This is a genomic window from Streptomyces sediminimaris, from assembly GCF_047049295.1.
Taxonomy (GTDB): domain Bacteria; phylum Actinomycetota; class Actinomycetes; order Streptomycetales; family Streptomycetaceae; genus Streptomyces; species Streptomyces sediminimaris.
The window spans coordinates 90,725-108,776 of record NZ_JBJWOT010000002.1; the positions used below are offsets into that span (position 1 = coordinate 90,725).

Sequence of the window (18,052 nt, forward strand, 5' to 3'; positions counted from 1 at the left end):
CCGGAGTGAGAGACGCACCCTGCTCGGGGAAGAGGGTCCGGCCGCTCTTCAGGGGTAGTGGGCATGACCCAGCACCGCAGAGGGCGTTGTGTTCGACTTCGGTGGTGTCATGACACCCGCTCGGCTGCCCGCGGTGCCCGCCTTCGAGCGACGCGAGGGCCTGACCGACGGGACGTTGCTCACCAACCTCCACCTCGGCCCCGACGGGGTCCGGCTCACCGGGGAACTGGAGCGCGGCGCCCGCACCAAGCCCCAGTGCGACGAGGCGTGAAGCCGGCCGCGCCTCCGACGACTAGGTGTGGAGGAACTCGGGGACGAAGATGTCGCGGTTGGTCAGCAGGTTCTTGGAGAGGCCCTGTTCGTGGTGGTAGCGCAGGAAGGTGTCGACCGCCGTGCGGTTCGCGTGCAGGCCGTAGGGCCACCAGTCCTCGCCGAGCAGGCTGCGGTTGCGTTCGAAGAGGCTGCTGAACCAGGGGGTCACCAGGCTCATGTGCTGTTTCAGGGCGTCCTCGAGGTATGTCCGTTGGGCCAGCTCCTTGGCCTGGACGAAGGCGCGGTAGACCGAGCGCAGTTCCTCGCCGTGGTGCACCAGGTCCTTGCGGACGGCGATGATGTGCATCGGGGGGAAGATCCCGGTGCGCCGGTAGTAGTCGCGTTCGACGTTCTCGTAGTCGGGGAAGAGCCGGGCGATTTTCGTCGATCCTTGCATCATGGCCTGCGGCACGTCGACGGAGATGAGCGCGTCGATCTCGCCGGAGGCGAGCATGGCGCCCAGGGTCCGGCCGTCGCCGGCGTGCCGCACGTGCACGCCGTCCGGCACCGGCTGCGGTAGCCAGTCGAACGCGGGGACGGGATGGTTGGTGCCGCCGATGACCCAGCGGCATTGGTCGGCGCTCACGCCGTACTCGTCCGACAGGATGCCCTTGGGCCAGATCCCGGCGTCGTGGCCGAAGAGCGCGAACTCGCCGAGCGTCTTGCCGGCGAGGTCCTGCGGCTTTTCGATCCCTGCCTCGGTGTTCACGAAGATGGCGGAATGCCGGAAGTTGCGGTTCGGGAAGATGGGCAGCGCCATGAACGGCGGGTCCTGCAGGTCGAAGGTGCGCAGGAAGTAGGTCAGGCCGAGTTCCGCGATGTCGTAGCGGCCTTGGAGCATGTTTCGGAAGAGGTCCGAGACCAGCGGCTCCGTTGCGAGGGCGGCGTCCACCCCGTCGATCTTCACGCGGCCGTCGAAGAGCGCCTCGGTGTGCTCGTAGCGGTAGGTGCCGATGGTCAGTTCGGTGCTCATCAAGATCCTCGCTTCCGTGAATGAGCTTTCACTTTCACCATCGGGCAGATATGCTCCCCATGTCAAGATGAACAATCATTCACTGTGGTGGAGGCCGGCATGCCGCGTATCACGCCCGAGCGTCGGGAGGCCAGGCGTGCGCAGATCGTGGCGGCGGCGCGCCGTTGTTTCGCGCGGGAAGGCTTCCACCAGACCTCGATGCCGGACATCGCCGCCGCAGCCGGTGTGTCCGCGGGTGCCCCCTACCGCTACTTCGCGAGCAAGGAGGAGATCATCCTGGCCATCGCCGGGGACGCCTTCCGGCTGATCTTCGAGCCGATGGAGCGGGTGGCCGTGGCCGCTGACGCTCCTTCCCTGAGTGACCTGGCCGCCGCCTCCCTTCAGGCACTGAGTGCCGAGAGCGTCACGGACGCCGCAGGGCAGGTGGTACCGGTCGAGGAACTGCTGGCGTGCGTCGTGCAGACCTGGTCGGAGCTGCTGCGCAACGACGGTCTGCGTGCCCGCGCTTCGGAGGGCTTCGAAAGGGTCCGTCGCGGCATCGCCGACGCCTTGCGCCGCGGACAGGCGGCGGGCGCCGTCCAAGCCGTGGAGCCGGAGAGCGGCGCACGGGTGTTGATGGGTCTGCTGCACGGATTCCTGCTCCAGCGTGTGGCGTTCGGCCTGACCGACACGGCGGGATTCAACGACGCCGTCCGGGGGCTGCTCGACGGAGCCGGGCGCCCGGACGACACTCCGCGGTGAGCGTCACCCAGCTCAGGCTGCACGGCCACTGCACATGCGGAGGCGGCACCGTCGTGCGTCGGCGCCGTGACGGACCACGCCGCGGTGGTGTTCCGCCGGCGGGCCACGGACGGCGGTGGGGGAGTGGCGCCCGGGCGGGGTTTCGGGGCGGTGCGGGCCGAGGCGACACCATGACCTTGACAATGATCAGTCTCGTTGTCCCGTTGGGTTTCGCGGGAGGTCGCGGTAGCGCAGAGGCCTGCGGCGCTGAGGACGTGCCGACCAGGGGTGCCCGCGGGCCGGCAGGGTGATGTCCGGCCCGCGGTGCACTGCCATCAGTACTCCCGCGAGCTGACGGCCACTGCTGATCAGGCGGTTCCCGAGTGGATGCCGGCCCCGACGTACAGGCCGGGCCTTCTGCCCTCTTCATGCTGCTCCCTTTTCCGGGAGCCCGGCAGACGAGAAGTGGCCTCATCCCGGCGAAGCAGCCTGCCGCCGTCCGTGGTCAGCCCAGTGCCGGGTGCCCCTGGGTTTCCAGCCAGTCGATCAGTACATGACGCTCGTTGATGATCGCAGCTCGTTGCGGGGTGCTGCTGGACGGCCGGGCCAGCACGTCCAAGGTTCGGTTGGCTGCCCAGAGCCTGAGCTGGCTGACGGTGACCCGGTCGAGCTCGCCAGTGTCATGCCAGTGCGCCAGGGCCGACGCGGCCTCCGGATGGCATTGCGCGAAGAACTGATCGACAAGGCCTCTGGCCACTGAGTCGACGTTCGTCATCGTGACCTCCCGGGGGCTGGTACTTCACTATGCGTTGAGGATGCGTTGAGGCGGTGGCCGGGCACAGGGCCCTTTGGTCCCCTTCGGTGCGGCGCCTGGCCGCGGGGTGTGCTGCAGCCGGTTCTGCCGATGGCCGCGGTGACGGCGAGCACGGTCAGGACTGAGGCAGCGTTCAGCGTCGACGTCCGAAGCAGGGCGCCGTCGGCGTGAGACGGCTCCGCTCGGCGCGGCCGAGGTTGCTCGCCTCGGGAGCATCTGCCGCTCCGGTGCCGCAAGACTGGTGAGTCCGACCAGTAGGCGCCCAACAGCTGCGGTCATTCCATGCTGCGAGCCGCGCGCCTCCTGAGTTCGGCTCGTCGGGGTGGTGCGATCCGGAGGCGCCCGCATGCCCCTTGCACGGCCTCGCCGCCGACGCGGCGGTCGGCGAGCTCGCCGGGGCCGTGCTCGCGCCGGGACAGCGGACGGCGGATGCCGCGCCGGCCCGTCCGGCAGGCCCAAGCGCGCCGTACCAGGGGCCGCAGGCGATGCGGAACCCGCCGTGGAGCGAGGAGATCCGGTGGGGACGCAACGGTCCAGCGGTACGGGCCACCCCCAGGACAGGACAGGAGTTGGCGCACGCGCCCCGGCGGCACGCGCGCCGGGCGCCGCCCGCGGGCGGCCGCGGGCAGAAGGGCCCGGCGCGTCCGGTGCGCCGTCGCCGGGCGGCAGGTCGAAACGCTTCTCCGCGGACGGCGCAGGTCAGCGGCGCAGGCCGGCGCGGCACCGGCCGTCGCCCGCGCAAGCGGAGCGCATGCCCCGGGCGACACGGATTGTGCGGATTATCAGATTTTAGCCGGTGTTCTTGCCTGGCTCGCCGGGTCCGCAGCTAGCTAGGTGCCAGGCCGCTTCCCGGCCCGGGCCCCCGATGAGCCCAGGCCACTGATCGATCGAGGGACGCGGTCGGCAACCCCTACGTGAGGAGTGATCATGAAGAAGGCCTACGAGGCACCGACCCTGGTCCGGCTCGGCACGTTCCGGAAGGAGACCGGGCTCCTCGGGCGCGCCGGCAACGACCGACTGATCCTGAGCAAGAACTGACGCACGACGATCCTGACCCGACGTCATGACTGAGCTGCACGAAAGTGCGGGGACGGGCCCCGGCGACGCGCACTTCGCGGTCTTCGCCGACCGCGCGGACGCGGCCGCCGTGGCCCGCTCCTTCGCCCGCGCCGGAAGCCGGACGCTCACCCATGCGTCGGGCAGGCCCTGGCTGGTCGGCCACTGGCACGACGACGACATCCTCGCGGTCCACGCCTGCGGTGCCTCACTCGCCGTGGTGGGCTGCTGCCCGATCGACGCCGGTGACCTGCGGCGCCGGGCGGCACGCCTTCGTGATCTCGCGGAGCTGGACACGCTGGCGCGGTCCCTGCCCGGCAGCTTCCATCTCGTCGGCGCCCTCGACGGGCGGCTGCGCGTGCAGGGCACCGCCTCCGGACTGCGACTCGTCTTCCACGCGGAGATCGACGGGGTGCGGGTGGCCGCGACCCGCGCCGACCTGCTCGCCTCCGCCCTGGATCTCGATCCCGACGTGGCGGAAGTGGCCGTACGGCTGCTGTGGCCGACGCCGTACCCGCTGTCCGAGACATCGATGTGGCGTGCGGTCACCGCGGTTCGCCCGGGGGACGCCCTGGTGGTCGCCGACGACGGGCGCGGCCTACGGCACACCCGGTGGTGGACGCCGCCGGAGCCGGTCCGGCCGCTCGCCGAGGCGGCGCCGCTGATCCGGCAGGCGCTGGAGGAAGCCGTCGGCGCACGCACCCGTCAGGGCGGCGTGGTGAGCTGCGACCTGTCGGGCGGCCTGGACTCGACGTCCATCTGCTTCCTCGCCGACCGCTCAGCCGCCCGCGTGGTGGCCAGCACCTGGCCGGGACGCGACCCGGCCGACACCGATCTGCCCTGGGCCGAGCGGGCGATCGGCTGCCTCCCGGACGCCGAGCACGTCGTCTGGGACGCCGATGCCTCGCCGCTGGTCTACGACAACCTGCTGGGCATCGACGATCTCCTGGACGAACCCACCATCGGGGTCATGGACCGCTCCCGGGTGCTGCACCACCTGCCCGGTCTCGCCGCCCGCGGCAGCCGGCTGCATCTGACCGGCATCGGCGGCGACCACGTGGCCTGGTGCTCCGAGGCGTACTACCACCGGCTGCTGCGCACGCGCCCGCTGTTCGCCGTGCGGCAGGTGCGCGGCTTCCGGGCACTGTGGCAGTGGCCGCTCGGCGGCACGGTCCGCGCTCTGGCCGACGCGCGGCCGTACCCGGTGTGGCTCGCCGACGCCGCCCGCAGGTTGCGCGACGCGCCGCCGCCACCGGTCGCGACGGCTCTCGGCTGGGGCATGGCGCCGCGTCTGTTCGACTGGATGACGCCGCAGGCCGAGCGGCTGGCGCGGCAGAGGCTGCTCGATGCCGCGGCGACCGCCTCCCCGCTCCACCCGGACCGCGGGCTGCACGCGGACCTGGAGCAGATCCGCTCGTGCACCCGCGTCATCCGGCAGTGGGACGGGATGGCGGCCCGCACCGGCCTGCCGATGGCCTCCCCCTTCCTCGACGACCGCGTCATCGAGGCATGCCTGGCCGTGCGGCCCGGCGACCGCGTCTCACCCTGGCGGTACAAGCCCGTCCTGGCCACGGCCCTGCGCGGGATCGTGCCCGAGGAGTGCCTGCGGCGCGGCACCAAGGCGACCGCCTCCATGGACGCCGCCAACGGCCTGCGCGAACACCGCGCCGACCTGCTGGCCCTGTGGGACGATGCGCGGCTGGCACAGCTGGGCCTGGTGGACCGCGACGCGCTCCGCCACCTCGCGCTGCGGCCCGCCTCCCGGGGACTGAGCGAAGCCGTCCTCTACTCCACCATCGCCGCCGAGGTGTGGCTGCGGGGGCTGGCCCGCGGGCACACCCCCGTCCCGCAGCCCTGAGCACCCCTTCGGACACGTCAGACTCGGACACGTCAGAAAGGCCCCCACATGCCCCTGCGGTTCGCCGCCGACGTCTCCACGGCCGAGACCGACTACGGCACGGTCCTGCTGGACGAGCGTGCCGGTACCTACTGGGAACTGAACCCGACCGCCGGCCTGGTGGTGCGGACACTGCTGGCCGGTGGCGAGGAGGCGGACGCGGCCGCTGCCCTGGTCAGGGAGTTCGAAATCGATCAGGCGGCAGCGCTGCGCGACGTCGAGGCGCTGGTACGGGAGCTGCGCGGCGCGGGGCTCGCCTCGTGACCACGCCCAGTGCCCTGGAGCGCCCCGGCGACGTGCCGCTGCGCCGGCGCCTGGCCGCCCGCCTCGTCCTGCTGCCCGCCCTCGCCCTCGCCCTGCTGCCGCCGCATCGCATCCGCACCGTGCTCGGCGTCCTGCGGCGCGGCGCGGCGCCGGCCACCACGGCGCAGGCCCGCCGGGCGCGCGACGCCATGTGCGCCGCCAGCCTGCACTGCGCCGGCCCGAAGGGGTGCCTGCCGCGCTCGCTGGGGGCGGCCCTGCTGTGCCGCCTGGGCGGGACGTGGCCGACCTGGTGCGCCGGTGTGCGCGTCGTGCCGCCGTTCACCGCGCACGCCTGGCTCGAGGCGGACGGGCGCCCCGTCGGCGAGGGCACGCCGGAGGGCTACTTCGCCCGGCTGATGGCGGTCGGCCCGCTGCCCCGGCCGGCGGACCGGTGACCGGCGCGGCCATCCCGCCGGGCGCCGGGAGCGACGGCGCTCAGGGCGCCCGGTCGGTCCGCGCGGCGGTGGCCGCGATGTACCGGCTCACCAGCGGGCACCGCAGTGCCATCGCCGCCGCCACCGCACTGACCCTGCTGTCCGCCGCACTGGGCCTGGCCCAGCCGCTCGTGGCCAGGGACGTGGTGGACGCGACCGGTCGCGGACAGGTCCTCTGGCCCCTGCTGGTGCTCCTCGGCGCGCTGTTCCTCGTCGAGGCGGCGGCGGGAGCAGCCGGGCGGTACGTACTGGACCGGATGGGCGAGGCAGTCGTACGGCAGCTGCGCCACGGACTGGTCGGCCGGCTGCTCCGGCTGGAGATGAGGGAGTACGACCGGCACCGTGGCGGCGACCTCATCTCCCGGGTGACGGCCGACACCACCCTGCTCCGCGAGGTCGTCTCGCAGGCCCTGGTGGACCTGGTGACCGGGAGTCTCGTGGCCGCCGGGGCGATCGCCCTCATGGCGTGGCTCGACGTCCTGCTGCTGCTTCTGGTCGCCCTCACGGTGGCGGCCGCGGCCGTGGTCGTCGCCTCGCTGCTGCGGGGCATCAGATCGGCGTCCGAGCACATGCAGGACTCGGTCGGTGCCGTGGCCGCCGAGCTGGAACGCGCCCTGGTCAGCCTGCCGATGGTCCGGGTGCACCGCGCCGAGGCACGCGAGGCGGCCGGCATCGGCGCGCGCGTCGACGCCGCCTACGGCGCCGGGGTGCGCGCCGCGAAGCTCGCCTCCGTGATGAGCTCCGCCGTCGAACTCGCCGTACAGGGCTCCTTCCTCGTCGTGCTGGTGGTCGGCGGCCTTCGCGTGCGCGGCGACGCCGGTTCCCTCGGCAACCTCGTGGCCTTCCTGCTCTATGCCTCGTACCTGGCCCTGCCGCTGTCGTCGGTCTTCCGTGCCGTGGGACTCGTCCAGCGCGGGATGGGCGCCTACCGGCGCATCGACGAGGCCCTCCGGCTGACGGCCGAGCCCACCGCGCACCGGGGCATCGGCGACCGCGTGCCCACGGCGGGGCCGGCCGGCCCATCCCCCGCACGGGAGTGTCCCGCCCTCGCGCTGCGCGGCGTCCACTTCGCCTACGACCCGCGGCGGCCGGTGCTCCGCGGAGTGTCGTTCACCGTGCCGCACCGGCGGTTCGTGGCCCTGGTGGGCCGGTCGGGAGCCGGCAAGAGCACGGTGTTCTCCCTGGTGGCGAGGTTCTACGAGCCGGACGGGGGCACGGTCCTCTTCGACGGGCGGCCCGCGGCCGAACTCACCCGTGAGGCATGCCGCCGGGGCATCGCCCTCGTCGACCAGAACGCCCACGTCATGCACGGCACCCTGCGCGAGAACATCGCCTACGCCCTGCCCGGTGCGACGGACGCGGAGATCCGGCGCGTCGTCGAACTGGCCAGGCTGGAGGACGTCGTCGCCCGGCTGCCCGGCGGTCTGTCCGCCGTCATCGGCGAACGCGGCGGCAACCTCTCCGGGGGCGAACGCCAACGCGTGGCCCTCGCCCGCGCGCTGCTGGCCCGGCCCTCGCTGCTGCTCCTGGACGAGCCCACCTCCCACCTCGACGCGATCAACGAGTCGGCGCTCACCGCCGTCATGAAGGACGTCGCCGGGGAGTGCGCCCTGCTGGTCATCGCGCACCGCCTGTCCACGGTGCAGCACGCGGACCGCATCGTGGTGCTGCAGAACGGCCGCACCACCGCCGTCGGACGGCACGAGGAGCTGCTGCGCGGCAGTGCCCTGTACCGCGAGCTGGCGGCAAGCCAGATGCTGCGGCCGGGACAGGAGCCGGACGGCGGCGGCCGGGACTGGACGGGCGAGTGAGCCCGGTGGCCTCGGCGACCCCGGCGGCTGCGGCCGCGATCGAAGCCGACGGGTCGCGCTCCGATGGCGACCCGGGGGAGCCGACCGGGACGAGATGACCGTGACCGCCGGATGCGTGCCGACTCCACCGGGGAACGGCACTTCGCAGACCGCGGCGATGGCGCCGTCCGCCGTGCATCCTGCGGCTGGCCATACCCCCGGGGAGCAAGCGGCGCCCAGCAGGGCGGGCAGTCCAACTTGGCTGCCTGCAGCTGGTGTTCCACCCGCCCCACATCGGAGTCGGTGATCAGCACGAGGCTGCCCTCGCCTCAGCGCCGCGACATGTAGAGGTCGAGGGCTTTGTGCAGGACCCTGCTGAGGGGGTAGTCCCACTCGCCAAGGTATTCGACGGCCTGGCCGCCGGTCCCTGCCTTGAACCGGAGCAGTCCCAGCAGGTGGTTGTCCTCTTCCAGGGTGTCGGTGATGCCGCGGAAGTCATAGACAGCCGCCCCGAGTGCGTGGGCGTCCGACATCATCCGCCACTGGATGGCATTGTTCGGCTGGACCTCGCGCTTGCGGCTGGTGGAGGCGCCGTAGGAGTACCAGACGTGCTCGCCGACGGTCAGCATCGTGGCAGCGGCGAGCACCTCGCCCTCGTGAGAGGCGAGGTAGAGGCGCATCCGGTCGTCGTCCTCGGCCTGCAGCGCGGTCCACATCCGCTGGAAGTAGGCCAGCGGTCGTGGGATGAACCGGTCTCGCTTGGCGGTCTCGACGTAGATCTCGTAGAAGGCGGGCAGGTCCTCGTAGCCGCCCTGGACGACCTTGACGCCGGCCTTCTCCGCCTTCTTGATGTTGCGCCGCCACTGCTGGTTGAAGTCGCGCTGGATCTCCTCCAGCGACCGCCCGGCGAAGGGGACCTGGAACACGTAGCGCGGCTGGCCCGCGGCGAAGCCGTCCTCGCCGCCAGGCTCGGTCTGCTGCCAGCCCATCCGGCGCAGCCGGTCGGCGATGTCGAAGGCCCGCGGCTCGTGCGCGGTGGCCTGCACATTTCGCAGATGCCGGGCCTGCGGGTCGGCGATCGCGGCCTTGACCGCCTCAGCGCTCCAGCGTCGGGCGACGACGGGCGGTCCCATCTTCACCGAGAACGCGCCCTGCCCCTTCAAATACGCGAGCATCGGCTCAAGCCACCGCTCCAGATCTGCCGCAGCCCAGTCGATGACCGGGCCCTCGGGCAGGTAGGCGAGGTACCGCTTCAGCCTCGGCAACGGCCGCAGCAGCACCAACCCAGCCCCGACGAGGTGGCCTTCCTCGTCGAACCAGCCCAGACTCTCCGCCCGCCAGTCCGGCTTCACATCCCCCCCACGAGGGAACCTGCATGTGACTCACCGAGGGCCGGGTCGTGACGAAAGCCAGATGCTCCTCGCGGGTGATCGCCTTCAGGCGATAGCTCATGCGCAGCGCTCCTTTGTCCGGCGCACAAGCCTACTGAGACGTATGGCCGCCCACGTTCCCATGCACATGGTGTCGTCGCACACGAAGCAGAAGCAGACTGGATTTTCCAGCAAGATCACCGATCATGCTCGTCGCCAGTGTCGCGAACCCGGACTTCATCAACGTACGGAGCGTCGCCGGGCGCCCGGAGCATCTGCAGACCGAGGACGCCCTCTCGCTGATCCACACGACCTCGCACGGCTACCCGCGGGCTGTCGACTGCCTCTTTCTGCGGGCCCCGGCGGCGCGTTCGCCACCGGCAAGGACCTCGTCGACGAGGCAGCCGCCCACGCCGCCGTGCGGGAGGTGGCCGGTGACTGAGGACCAGCTGCTGAAGAAGGTATGCCGCGCGTTGTCCGTCGATGCTCTGCGCAGCGCCGGTATTTCGCTCGCGACGCCCGCCCTGGTGCACATACGGTTTCAGCGTGTCCGCTGCAACAGCGCTGCCGTCGGCGATAGCCGGGGAACTCCTGCGTCCCGTCCTTCCAGCCGCGTCCGTCGGGGAGATCGTTCCGCGTTCTGGCGGGGAGCTGAGCACGATCTTCGAGATCCGGTTCGTCGGGACGGCCGAGCCGGTCGTGATCAAGGTCTATGAGGATCGGTGGCGCTGGAAACAGGAGAAGGAGACCTACGTCTACCGGCTGCTTCAGCAGCACGGTGTCGGGCCGGTGCCTGCCGTGTTGCACCAGGCGGGCGCCGACAACGCGCTGGGGCGCTGCTACACGGTGATGACGATGCTCAGAGGCCGGCCGTTGTCTGCCGTCAGCCACGCCCTCGACAGGGCGTCGTTGCGGGAGGTCTACCGTCAGATCGGGGGCTGCATGGCCGCAGTCCACCGGATCCCTCAAGGCGCCTACGGGTACCTCACCACTCGGGTTGTGGACGCCCAGCCGACAAACGCCGCCTATATGACACGGCAGTTCCACAACAAGCTCAGGGAGTACACCGATCACGGGGGCGATACGACGCTCGCGACGGCCATCGAAGCGAAGGTCGCCCGGCAGGAAGAGCTGCTCGCCGGGTGCCGGCAGGCGGTGCTGTGCCACAACGACTTCCACGAGGGCAACGTCCTGGTCGCCGAGGACGGCGGCGGATGGCGGGTCAGCGGCTTCATCGACGTGGAGAACGCGATCGCCGCAGATCCACTGATGGACGTGGCCAAGACCGACTACTACTGCGTTCACGACGACCAGGACAAGCGCGAAGCGCTTTGCGACGGCTACGGCCCGCTGCCCGCCGACTGGAGCGAGCGGGTCGGCCTCTACCGCCTCTACCACGCTCTGGAGCTGTGGGACTGGTTCGCCTCCATCGGCAACACGGCGCCGCTGGAGGGCATCAGCGCCGACATCCGGCGGATGACGGCACGATCTCTGGTACTGCAATACAGGTTCTGAAGCTCCGTGGCGAGGTTGCGGAGTGGGGCGGGGCTGCTGTTCGGCATGAGCTGCATCGTGCCGGACACCTCTGACCATCCGGGCCACCGCCCCACATCATGTCCGCGGCGTCCTCGATGTCGAACCGGGCCGGCAGCACCCGGTCGCCCGTCTCCTCGGACAGCCGAGGGTCGGCCCAGGACACCTCGCCGTCCAGGACTGCCTCCGCGATCTCGGTCTCCACCGGGTTCTGCACTGAGCGAGCAACGGGACGGGCAGGTCGATGCCGATGTGCCACGGCTCCGGATGCTCGCAGTCGCGGTCACCTTGCGCCGTCACCGCTCGGTCGTGGTACGGATGTCGGCCGATGGGCAGCGGCTGGGCAAGCTGGTCCGTTTCGACGACGATCCGGCCCGGCTCGAGTGGGAGATCGCCAAGGCCGGGCCGCGGCCGAATGCCGTGCTGGAGGCCGCGCGCGGCAGGTACCGGGTTGCCGACCGGAGTTCTCCTTCAGGCGCTGAGGTGCTGGGTGAGGAACAGGGCGGCGCGGTCGAGCGCGTGGTCGGCTTCGTCGAGTTGGCCGATGAAGGACTGGAAGACGTGCGGTACCCCGGCCGTGATGTCCAGGATCACGTCGACCTCGGCGTTCCGGGCGCGTTCGGCGAGGCGCACCGAGTCGTCGAGCAGCAGCTCGTTCGTGCCGACTTGCAGCAGCAGTGGCGGGAAGCCGGTGAGGTCGGCCAGAACGGCCGGCGCGAGCAGTTCCTGGTGGGGGTCCTGCCCGTTGAGGTACAGGTCGCCGGTGTGGGCCATGCCCTCGTGGGTGAAGAAGGGGTCGATTCCGGCTTTGGTGTCCATGCTGGCGCCCGAGCGAGTGTGGTCGAGGCCGGGTGAGAAGGCGACGATGGCGCCGGGCATGGGCAGTGCGGCCTTCCTGGCGGCGAGCGTGGTCGTCACCGTGAGGCCACCACCGGCCGAGTCGCCGGCGAACGCGATGGACTCCGGGCCGACCCCGTCGTCGAGCAGTGACCGGTATGCGGCGAGGCAGTCCTCGATCGCTGCGGGGAACGGGTGTTCCGGCGCGAGCCGGTAGTCGAGCGACAGCGCACGGAACCCCGTACGGGTGACGAGGCCGGCGGTCAGTCCCATCGCGGTCTGCGGCGATCCCAGGGAGAACGAGCCGCCGTGGAAGTAGAGGATGGTGCCCGCGCGTGCCTCGCCCTCCGGTTCGACCAGTACCGCGGGCCGTTCGCCGAGCACGGTGTCGGACGTGCGTACCTCCGGGACCGGGAACAGCGCCATCAGCGCCGCGAAGTCGCTGCGCATCTCTTCCACGGGCAGGGGCTTGAAGCCCTGCGGGCCGCGCCGCAGCATCGCGTCGACCGTCGCGCGCTGTGCCTTGCTCATGGCTGTGCTCCTCCAGAGGTACGCCGGTAAACTGTATGCCGTGGAAGGTAATATATATGCCGCGGCATCTAGAGAGGTCGGGGCGGCGACTGTGACGTTCTTCAGCGATCTGGTGCGATGCGAGACCCGCCTGTACAACGCACTCAACGATCAGATGCGCAGCCGTCACGGGATCGCGGCCTCACAGTTCGAGTTCCTCCGCTACCTGCGCGATCACCCCCGCGCACGCGTCGGCGATCTCGCGGGGTTCTTCGCCGTCGGCGTCGGAGCGACCAGCAAGGGGATGGACCGCCTCGAAGGGCGCGGCTGGGTCAGGCGCATCCCCAATCCCGCGGACGGCCGCTCCTCGCTGCTCGAACTCACCGACGCCGGCATCGAGCTCGTCGACGACGCGGAGAACACGTTCGCGACCGTCAGCCAACTCGTCCAAGCAGCCCTCGACCCCGAACAGCTGCAGGCCACGGCGCAGGCGCTGCGGCGACTCTGCGTCGCGCTCGAACACGACAGGATCGGCACGCCCGTCGGCTAGCCTCGCGCTGTCGCACGCCCGGCGGACCGGAGGCCTCGATGACGTGGCTGGTCCCCGGTCGGAAGCTCGTTGTCGCCCGCCGGTGGACGTCCCGTCCTTGCCGATGATGCCGAGCCGCTTCGGAGCTGGCCTCTTCGTCCTCGGCGCGCTCAGTCGCCGGCGCCCGGGGCCCGTCCGATCGTCCAGTGGCGGCTCGGGCCGGGCGGTGGGCCCTCCGCGCCGATCACGACGCCCGTGAAACGGCCGGGGGAGAAGGCGTGACCGGCGGCCGCGACGGCGTCGGGCGGTGTGCGGTGCAGGTCGTTCAGCAGATCCCACAGCTGCGCCGGGTCCGCGGGCGGCAGCGGATCCGGGTGGTGGGCCAGCGCGTCCGCCAGACCCGCCTGCGTGGCCCACGTGGTGAGCGAGGCTCCGGTGAAGTGGGCGCCGGCCCGGGCCACTTCGGCGGCGGAGGGCGGGTCCGACGCCATCCGCGCCAGCTCGTCGCCCACGGCTTCCAGCAGGGCGTGGGCCTTGGAGGGCGCCGTGTCCGCCTCGATGAACAGACGGTGGCCCGGCGGTGGCGGAAGCGGCCCGCGCGCACCGGTGCCGGTCCCGTCGCCGGGCAGGCTCTCCGGGCGGCACCGGACGGCGTACGTGTATCCGTGGCGTCGCCGCAGACGGGCGACGAGCCGGGAGTGCGGGTGACCGCCGAACACCAGGGACGCCAGGCGCAGTGCGGGGGTGAGCGGCTCGTCGCCGCGCGCGGCGACGAGCCGCACCTGAGCGGTGCCCGCCCGTACGGCGGGATGCAGCCCGACCGTGCGGGCGGGGGTTTCCTCGGCCGGCGTGTGCGGGGGGCCTTCGTCCGGGTCCGGTACGAGAGGTCGTGCTGCGTCGGAGGTCCATCCCGCGAAGGCCTCACGCACCGCTTCCACGGCCCTGTCCGGGTCCAGGTCGCCCACCAGGACGAGCCGTGCGTGCGCCGGCACGAGCAGCCGGGCGTGCAGCTCCCTCACCTGTCCGGGCGTGACCGCGGCGATGAGTTCCGGGGCCGGTGGTTGCTGTGGGTCGCCGGCCCAGCGGGGGGCGTGCCGGCACAGCAGGGCGTGGGCGGCCAGGGCGGGACTCATCCGGGCCAAGGCCGTCTGACCGCGCAGCACGGTGCGTGCCGCCGTCACCTCGTGGTCGGGACGCTCCGTGCGGGACAGCGCGTCGGCGAGCGTGCGCAGCAGGTCGTCCAGGCCGTCCGCGAGCACGCCGCCCCGCAGTGCCAGGCGGTCGGCGCCCACCAGCGGTACGACGTCGCCGCCGATCCGGCCGAGGGCGGTCTCGACACGGGTGCCGTCCGTCCCGGTGGTGCCGCGCAGCACGCAGGCCGCGAGGACGGCCGCCCGTGCGGCCGGCACGGGTCCGGTGGCGGTTTGGGCGGAGTGTGGCGGCGCGTGGCCGGGGGTGAGGGGCATCGTGAGCCGCATCTCGACGCGGGCCACGGTCGCCAGCCGGACGGCGGTCACCCACAGTCCGCCGGGGAGGCGGGCGGTGACGCTCGGCGGGAGGGCCGTCGTGCTCGGCGGGAGGGCGGCCGCGCGAGGGCGTACGCGGTCCGCGTGGTGGTCGTCCGGACGCGTGGTCGTGCTGATCGTCCTGCCGGTCGTCATCCGAGGGCCTCACGGTGCGGGAGCGGGGTGCGGGGGCGGCGGTTTTCCGGAACCAGGGTGAGGACGGCGCGGTGCGCGTCGCACAGCCGTCGTGCGGCTCGGACCACGGCGGCCGGGGTGGTGGTGGCCAGCAGGCGGGGAACGCGTTCGTGGAGGGCCGCGTCCGCGTGGAGCAGTTCGAAGGCGCCGAGGGAGCGGGCCCGGACGTGCGGCGCGTCGTGGTGTCGCAGCAGGCCGCTGATCCACCGGTTGGTGACGAGGAGGAGTTCGTCGGGGTCCGGCCCGCGCCCGGCCAGCGTGGCGAGTTCGGCGTCGAGGGTGCCCACGACCTCGTCCGTGCCGATCGCTTCCGTGTGGGTGACGGTGCAGGCCAGGGTGACCGGATGGCGTGCGGCGAACGGTCCGCCCACCAGTCCGCAGCCGGCCGTCACCGCCACCGCGGTGTTATCGCGCGCCACCAGGTCCTCGCGCAGGCGCTGTTCCACCAGCGCCGCGAGGAGCACGTGCGCGAGGTAGCCGGTCAGGTCGGCGGCGGGGTCGGGCAGCCGGTAGCCGACGCAGACGGCGGGCAGCGGGGCGAGCGGGTCGGTGTGCCGTCCGTACCGGTCGGTGACCGGTTCCGGCTCGGGCGGGGCGTCCCCCGGCGGTACCGGCCGCGCCGGAAGGTCGCCGAACCGCAGCCCGATCAGCCGCCGCACGGTCTCCGGCTCGAAGCCGCCGACGACGGTCAGGACGGCGTTGCCGGGGGAGTGGTGCCGGTCGAAGAAGTCCTGGCACTCCTGCGGGGTGACGTCCGCGAGCGCCGCCATGTCCCCGTACCCGTCGTGGGTGTGGGCGTAGGAGCGGTAGAGCAGCGGGGGCAGCAGCGACTTGGGAAATCCGCCGTACGGGCGGCCGGTGACGTTGCGCCGGATCTCCTCGGCGACGACGTCTCGCTCGGTGGCCAGCGCCGCCGCGCTCGGCCGGGGGCCCGCCATCCGGTCGCGTTCCGCGGCGAGTGTCCCGGCCAGCAGGCCGGCCGGGACGACCTGGTGGAAGTCGGTGGAGTCCTGGCCGGTGGCCGCGTTGGCGTATCCGCCGGCAGGTCCCGGGACGTCGGCGGAACCCGGGTCGTCGGAGGTGCCGGGGCGTCCGCGGAACATCAGGTGTTCGAGGAGGTGCACGAGCCCGGGACGGCCCGGCGGGTCGTCGCGGAACCCCACGCCGTAGCGCAGGCCGACGGCGCAGACGCCGGTGCCCTGTTCGGGCGCGAGCACCACCCGCAGGCCGTTGGACAGGGTGAACCGCTGGATCCGGCCGGTGTCGGACGCGCGCGCGGATCCCACGTACGTCGTGTCAGACACCCGCGCCCACCCGCAGGCCGAGCCGCTGGCCCCGGACCAGCTCCGCGTACATGCCGCAGCGGCCGAGGAGCTGGTCGTGGGGGCCCGTGTCGAGGCAGCGGCCCTCTTCCAGAACCACGATGTGCTGGGCCTGGCGTACGGTCGAGATGCGGTGCGCCACGACGACCACGGCGCGGTCCCGGGACAGGCGGTCGACCACTTCGCGCAGCCGGTTCTCGTTGATGCTGTCGAGCTGGGAGGTCGGTTCGTCCAGGAGGACCACCGGGGCGTCGGTGAGCAGGACGCGGGCGAGCGCGAGCCGTTGCCGCTGGCCTCCCGAGAGGTCGTCGGCGCGGCCCACGGTGGTGTCGAGCCCCTGGGGCAGCAGGGCGACCGCCTCGTCGAGCCCGACGGCGGCAAGCGCCTCCCACAGGCTGTCCTCTGCGGCGGGCGCGGTACGGCCGAGCAGCAGATTCTCTCTGACGGTGCCTTCGAGGAGGGTGAACGCCTGGTCCAGATAGGTCAGATGGCCGCGCAGTTCGGCCAGCGGCCAGTGGGTGGTGGCTCGGCCGAGGACCCGGACGGCGCCGCTGTCGGGCACGAGGAAGCGCTCCACGAGGTTCAGCGCCGTCGTCTTCCCGGCCCCCGACGGGCCGACGAGTGCGGTGACCCCCTGCCGGGGCACGGTGAAGGACAGCCCGTCGGCGGCACGCCGGGCCCCGTCGTGGCTGAACGTGACCTGGTGGAACTCGATCGCGGGCCCGTCGGGGTGGGCCGGGTCGGCGGGACCTGCCGGAGTGGTGCGGGGCCGGCTGCCGGCACTCACGTACGGTGCGCTGAGCGGCTCGTGGAGCGCGCGCGCTCCGTCAGACGTGTCCTCGGTCTGCTCGGCGAGGACGTCCTCGATGCGCGACTGCGCGGCGAATCCGAGCTGGAGCCGTGCGATGCCGCTGGCCACCAGGGTGAGCGGGGCGATGAGCTGGAGGAGGTACAGCAGGAACGCGGCGAACCCGGCGATGCTCAGCGAGCCGGAGGCGAGCCGGGCACCGCTGCCCAGCACCACTCCGATCAGGGCCAGTTGCTGGCCGAGCCCCATGATCGGTGTGACGAACGCCTGACGCCGGGCCGCGGCGACCGCGGAGCCGGCGGCCGTCACCGCGTCCGCGTCGATGGCACCCGTGACCTGCGCCTCCGCCCGGCAGGCCTTGACGGTGGCGAGGGCGCCGAGTGTGGCGGTGAAGCGCTGTGCGAGTTCGCCGAGCGCTTCCTGCTGGGCGGCGGTGCTGTGCCGGATGCCCTTGATGAAGACGGCGATCGCCAGCCCGGCCACCGAGAAGGTGCCCAGCACGATGAGCAGGAGCACCCAGTCGAGCAGGCCCATGATGATCAGGGTGGCGGTGACCGTGAGCGTGGCCATCGGCAGCTGGGTGACGCCGATGTCGACCACCGACCGCAGTTGACCGGAGTCCGACGTGACCCGGGCGACCAGTTCGCCGGCGCCGATCCGGCGGGCGCCGGTCAGCGGCAGGCGCAGTGCGTGGGCCACCACCCGCTGCCGGACGGACAGCACCATGGTCTCGCCGGCCCGTGCCAGGCAGAACGAGGAGAGGGCCGACGCGATCGCACCGGCCAGGGCCAGCACCGTCATCAGCATGACGGACCGTGTCACGGAGTGGTGCTGCGAGAAGCCGCCGACGATACGGCGGACCACCAGGGGAACGGTGAGCGTCGCGGCGGTCGCGGTCAGGGCCAGGAGGACGGCCGGGACCGTGTTCCTGGTGTCCCGGGCCACCTGGCGCAGCACGCGCAGAGGGAGACGCGGGGGTTTCACGGACATTTGATGGGCCGACATGGCTGCTCCTCCGTCGGGTCGCCGGCCTCCGCGGCGGGCAGCCGCGGGGGCACCGACTGTGATACCCGATCACACCCCGAGCTTGTCAAGTTTTATGTCAAGCATGTCGCTTTTCTTGACACGCAAAGGAGGGTCAGGG

General features: G+C 72.1%; 15 protein-coding genes and 1 pseudogene. 9 read left to right on the forward strand and 7 right to left on the reverse strand.

All coding sequences use genetic code 11. The features are described 5' to 3' along the window. The first annotated feature begins 109 nt into the window (after positions 1-109). Positions 110-271: a hypothetical protein gene (locus tag ACJ9NR_RS38365; protein WP_412492943.1), complete on the forward strand. Its 162-nt coding sequence runs from the start codon at positions 110-112 to the stop codon at positions 269-271. 21 nt (positions 272-292) lie between these two features. Here the strand turns inward: ACJ9NR_RS38365 and ACJ9NR_RS38370 are convergent, their stop codons facing one another. Next, positions 293-1,285: a substrate-binding domain-containing protein gene (locus ACJ9NR_RS38370; RefSeq protein ID WP_412492944.1), complete on the reverse strand. Its 993-nt coding sequence runs from the start codon at positions 1,283-1,285 to the stop codon at positions 293-295. 99 nt (positions 1,286-1,384) lie between these two features. Between ACJ9NR_RS38370 and ACJ9NR_RS38375 the strand changes: the two genes are divergently transcribed. Further along, a complete protein-coding gene (locus ACJ9NR_RS38375; protein ID WP_412492945.1) occupies positions 1,385-2,026 on the forward strand; it encodes a TetR/AcrR family transcriptional regulator in 642 nt (213 codons plus the stop codon). Positions 2,027-2,510: 484 nt separating this feature from the next. On the opposite strand, the gene ACJ9NR_RS38380 is transcribed toward ACJ9NR_RS38375, so the two are convergent. Then, complete coding sequence (locus tag ACJ9NR_RS38380; RefSeq protein ID WP_412492946.1) at positions 2,511-2,780, reverse strand: hypothetical protein; 270 nt, start codon at positions 2,778-2,780, stop codon at positions 2,511-2,513. A 966-nt stretch (positions 2,781-3,746) separates the two neighbouring features. Here ACJ9NR_RS38380 and ACJ9NR_RS38385 point away from each other — a divergent pair. The 5 genes from ACJ9NR_RS38385 to ACJ9NR_RS38405 are packed head-to-tail and all read left to right on the forward strand — an operon-like array spanning position 3,747 to position 8,320. Beyond that, positions 3,747-3,857, forward strand: coding sequence for a keywimysin-related RiPP (locus tag ACJ9NR_RS38385; protein WP_107056101.1), 111 nt, complete (start codon positions 3,747-3,749; stop codon positions 3,855-3,857). Positions 3,858-3,882: 25 nt separating this feature from the next. Then, positions 3,883-5,733, forward strand: coding sequence for a lasso peptide isopeptide bond-forming cyclase (locus tag ACJ9NR_RS38390; protein ID WP_412492947.1), 1,851 nt, complete (start codon positions 3,883-3,885; stop codon positions 5,731-5,733). 48 nt (positions 5,734-5,781) lie between these two features. Beyond that, positions 5,782-6,036 (forward strand): lasso peptide biosynthesis PqqD family chaperone, encoded by a 255-nt coding sequence (locus tag ACJ9NR_RS38395; RefSeq protein ID WP_412492948.1) that lies wholly within the window; start codon positions 5,782-5,784, stop codon positions 6,034-6,036. Further along, entirely contained in the window at positions 6,033-6,470 is a 438-nt protein-coding gene (locus ACJ9NR_RS38400) for a lasso peptide biosynthesis B2 protein (RefSeq protein WP_412492949.1), read from the forward strand. The genes ACJ9NR_RS38395 and ACJ9NR_RS38400 overlap by 4 nt, the downstream gene beginning before the upstream one ends. Then, on the forward strand, positions 6,467-8,320 hold the full coding sequence (locus ACJ9NR_RS38405) for an ABC transporter ATP-binding protein (protein WP_412492950.1): 1,854 nt from the start codon (positions 6,467-6,469) through the stop codon (positions 8,318-8,320). Before ACJ9NR_RS38400 ends, ACJ9NR_RS38405 begins: the two co-directional genes overlap by 4 nt. Positions 8,321-8,628: 308 nt before the next feature. On the opposite strand, the pseudogene ACJ9NR_RS38410 reads toward ACJ9NR_RS38405, so the two are convergent. Continuing rightward, positions 8,629-9,751 (reverse strand): annotated as a pseudogene (locus ACJ9NR_RS38410) (lipid II:glycine glycyltransferase FemX). Positions 9,752-10,215: 464 nt separating this feature from the next. On the opposite strand from ACJ9NR_RS38410, the gene ACJ9NR_RS38415 reads away from it, so the two are divergent. Continuing rightward, the gene (locus tag ACJ9NR_RS38415) at positions 10,216-11,184 is read left to right on the forward strand and encodes a phosphotransferase family protein (protein WP_412492951.1); all 969 of its coding nucleotides are present in this window, start codon (positions 10,216-10,218) and stop codon (positions 11,182-11,184) included. A gap of 489 nt (positions 11,185-11,673) precedes the next feature. Here ACJ9NR_RS38415 and ACJ9NR_RS38420 read toward each other — a convergent pair whose 3' ends face one another. Beyond that, positions 11,674-12,570, reverse strand: coding sequence for an alpha/beta hydrolase (locus ACJ9NR_RS38420; protein WP_412492952.1), 897 nt, complete (start codon positions 12,568-12,570; stop codon positions 11,674-11,676). A 40-nt stretch (positions 12,571-12,610) separates the two neighbouring features. Here ACJ9NR_RS38420 and ACJ9NR_RS38425 point away from each other — a divergent pair, with 40 nt between their 5' ends. Beyond that, on the forward strand, positions 12,611-13,099 hold the full coding sequence (locus ACJ9NR_RS38425) for a MarR family winged helix-turn-helix transcriptional regulator (RefSeq protein ID WP_412492953.1): 489 nt from the start codon (positions 12,611-12,613) through the stop codon (positions 13,097-13,099). 149 nt (positions 13,100-13,248) lie between these two features. Here the strand turns inward: ACJ9NR_RS38425 and ACJ9NR_RS38430 are convergent, their stop codons facing one another. From ACJ9NR_RS38430 to ACJ9NR_RS38440, 3 genes are read right to left on the reverse strand one after another with little or no spacing between them, the layout of a single operon-like run. Continuing rightward, positions 13,249-14,739, reverse strand: a complete 1,491-nt coding sequence (locus ACJ9NR_RS38430; protein ID WP_412512780.1) for a M16 family metallopeptidase — start codon at positions 14,737-14,739, stop codon at positions 13,249-13,251. Then, entirely contained in the window at positions 14,736-16,082 is a 1,347-nt protein-coding gene (locus ACJ9NR_RS38435) for a M16 family metallopeptidase (RefSeq protein WP_412494574.1), read from the reverse strand. Before ACJ9NR_RS38435 ends, ACJ9NR_RS38430 begins: the two co-directional genes overlap by 4 nt. Further along, entirely contained in the window at positions 16,075-17,913 is a 1,839-nt protein-coding gene (locus ACJ9NR_RS38440; protein ID WP_412494573.1) for an ABC transporter ATP-binding protein, read from the reverse strand. The genes ACJ9NR_RS38435 and ACJ9NR_RS38440 overlap by 8 nt, the downstream gene beginning before the upstream one ends. Positions 17,914-18,052 lie beyond the last annotated feature (139 nt).

Excerpts from the sequence above, each read along its gene's own strand:
- ACJ9NR_RS38385 (WP_107056101.1), top strand. The coding sequence starts at position 3,747 with ATGAAGAAGGCCTACGAGGCACCGACCCTGGTCCGGCTCGGCACGTTC.
- ACJ9NR_RS38390 (WP_412492947.1), top strand. The coding sequence starts at position 3,883 with ATGACTGAGCTGCACGAAAGTGCGGGGACGGGCCCCGGCGACGCGCAC.
- ACJ9NR_RS38430 (WP_412512780.1), bottom strand. The coding sequence starts at position 14,739 with ATGACGACCGGCAGGACGATCAGCACGACCACGCGTCCGGACGACCAC.
- ACJ9NR_RS38420 (WP_412492952.1), bottom strand. The coding sequence starts at position 12,570 with ATGAGCAAGGCACAGCGCGCGACGGTCGACGCGATGCTGCGGCGCGGC.
- ACJ9NR_RS38370 (WP_412492944.1), bottom strand. The coding sequence starts at position 1,285 with ATGAGCACCGAACTGACCATCGGCACCTACCGCTACGAGCACACCGAG.
- ACJ9NR_RS38440 (WP_412494573.1), bottom strand. The coding sequence starts at position 17,913 with ATGTCGGCCCATCAAATGTCCGTGAAACCCCCGCGTCTCCCTCTGCGC.
- ACJ9NR_RS38395 (WP_412492948.1), top strand. The coding sequence starts at position 5,782 with ATGCCCCTGCGGTTCGCCGCCGACGTCTCCACGGCCGAGACCGACTAC.
- ACJ9NR_RS38375 (WP_412492945.1), top strand. The coding sequence starts at position 1,385 with ATGCCGCGTATCACGCCCGAGCGTCGGGAGGCCAGGCGTGCGCAGATC.
- ACJ9NR_RS38365 (WP_412492943.1), top strand. The coding sequence starts at position 110 with ATGACACCCGCTCGGCTGCCCGCGGTGCCCGCCTTCGAGCGACGCGAG.
- ACJ9NR_RS38380 (WP_412492946.1), bottom strand. The coding sequence starts at position 2,780 with ATGACGAACGTCGACTCAGTGGCCAGAGGCCTTGTCGATCAGTTCTTC.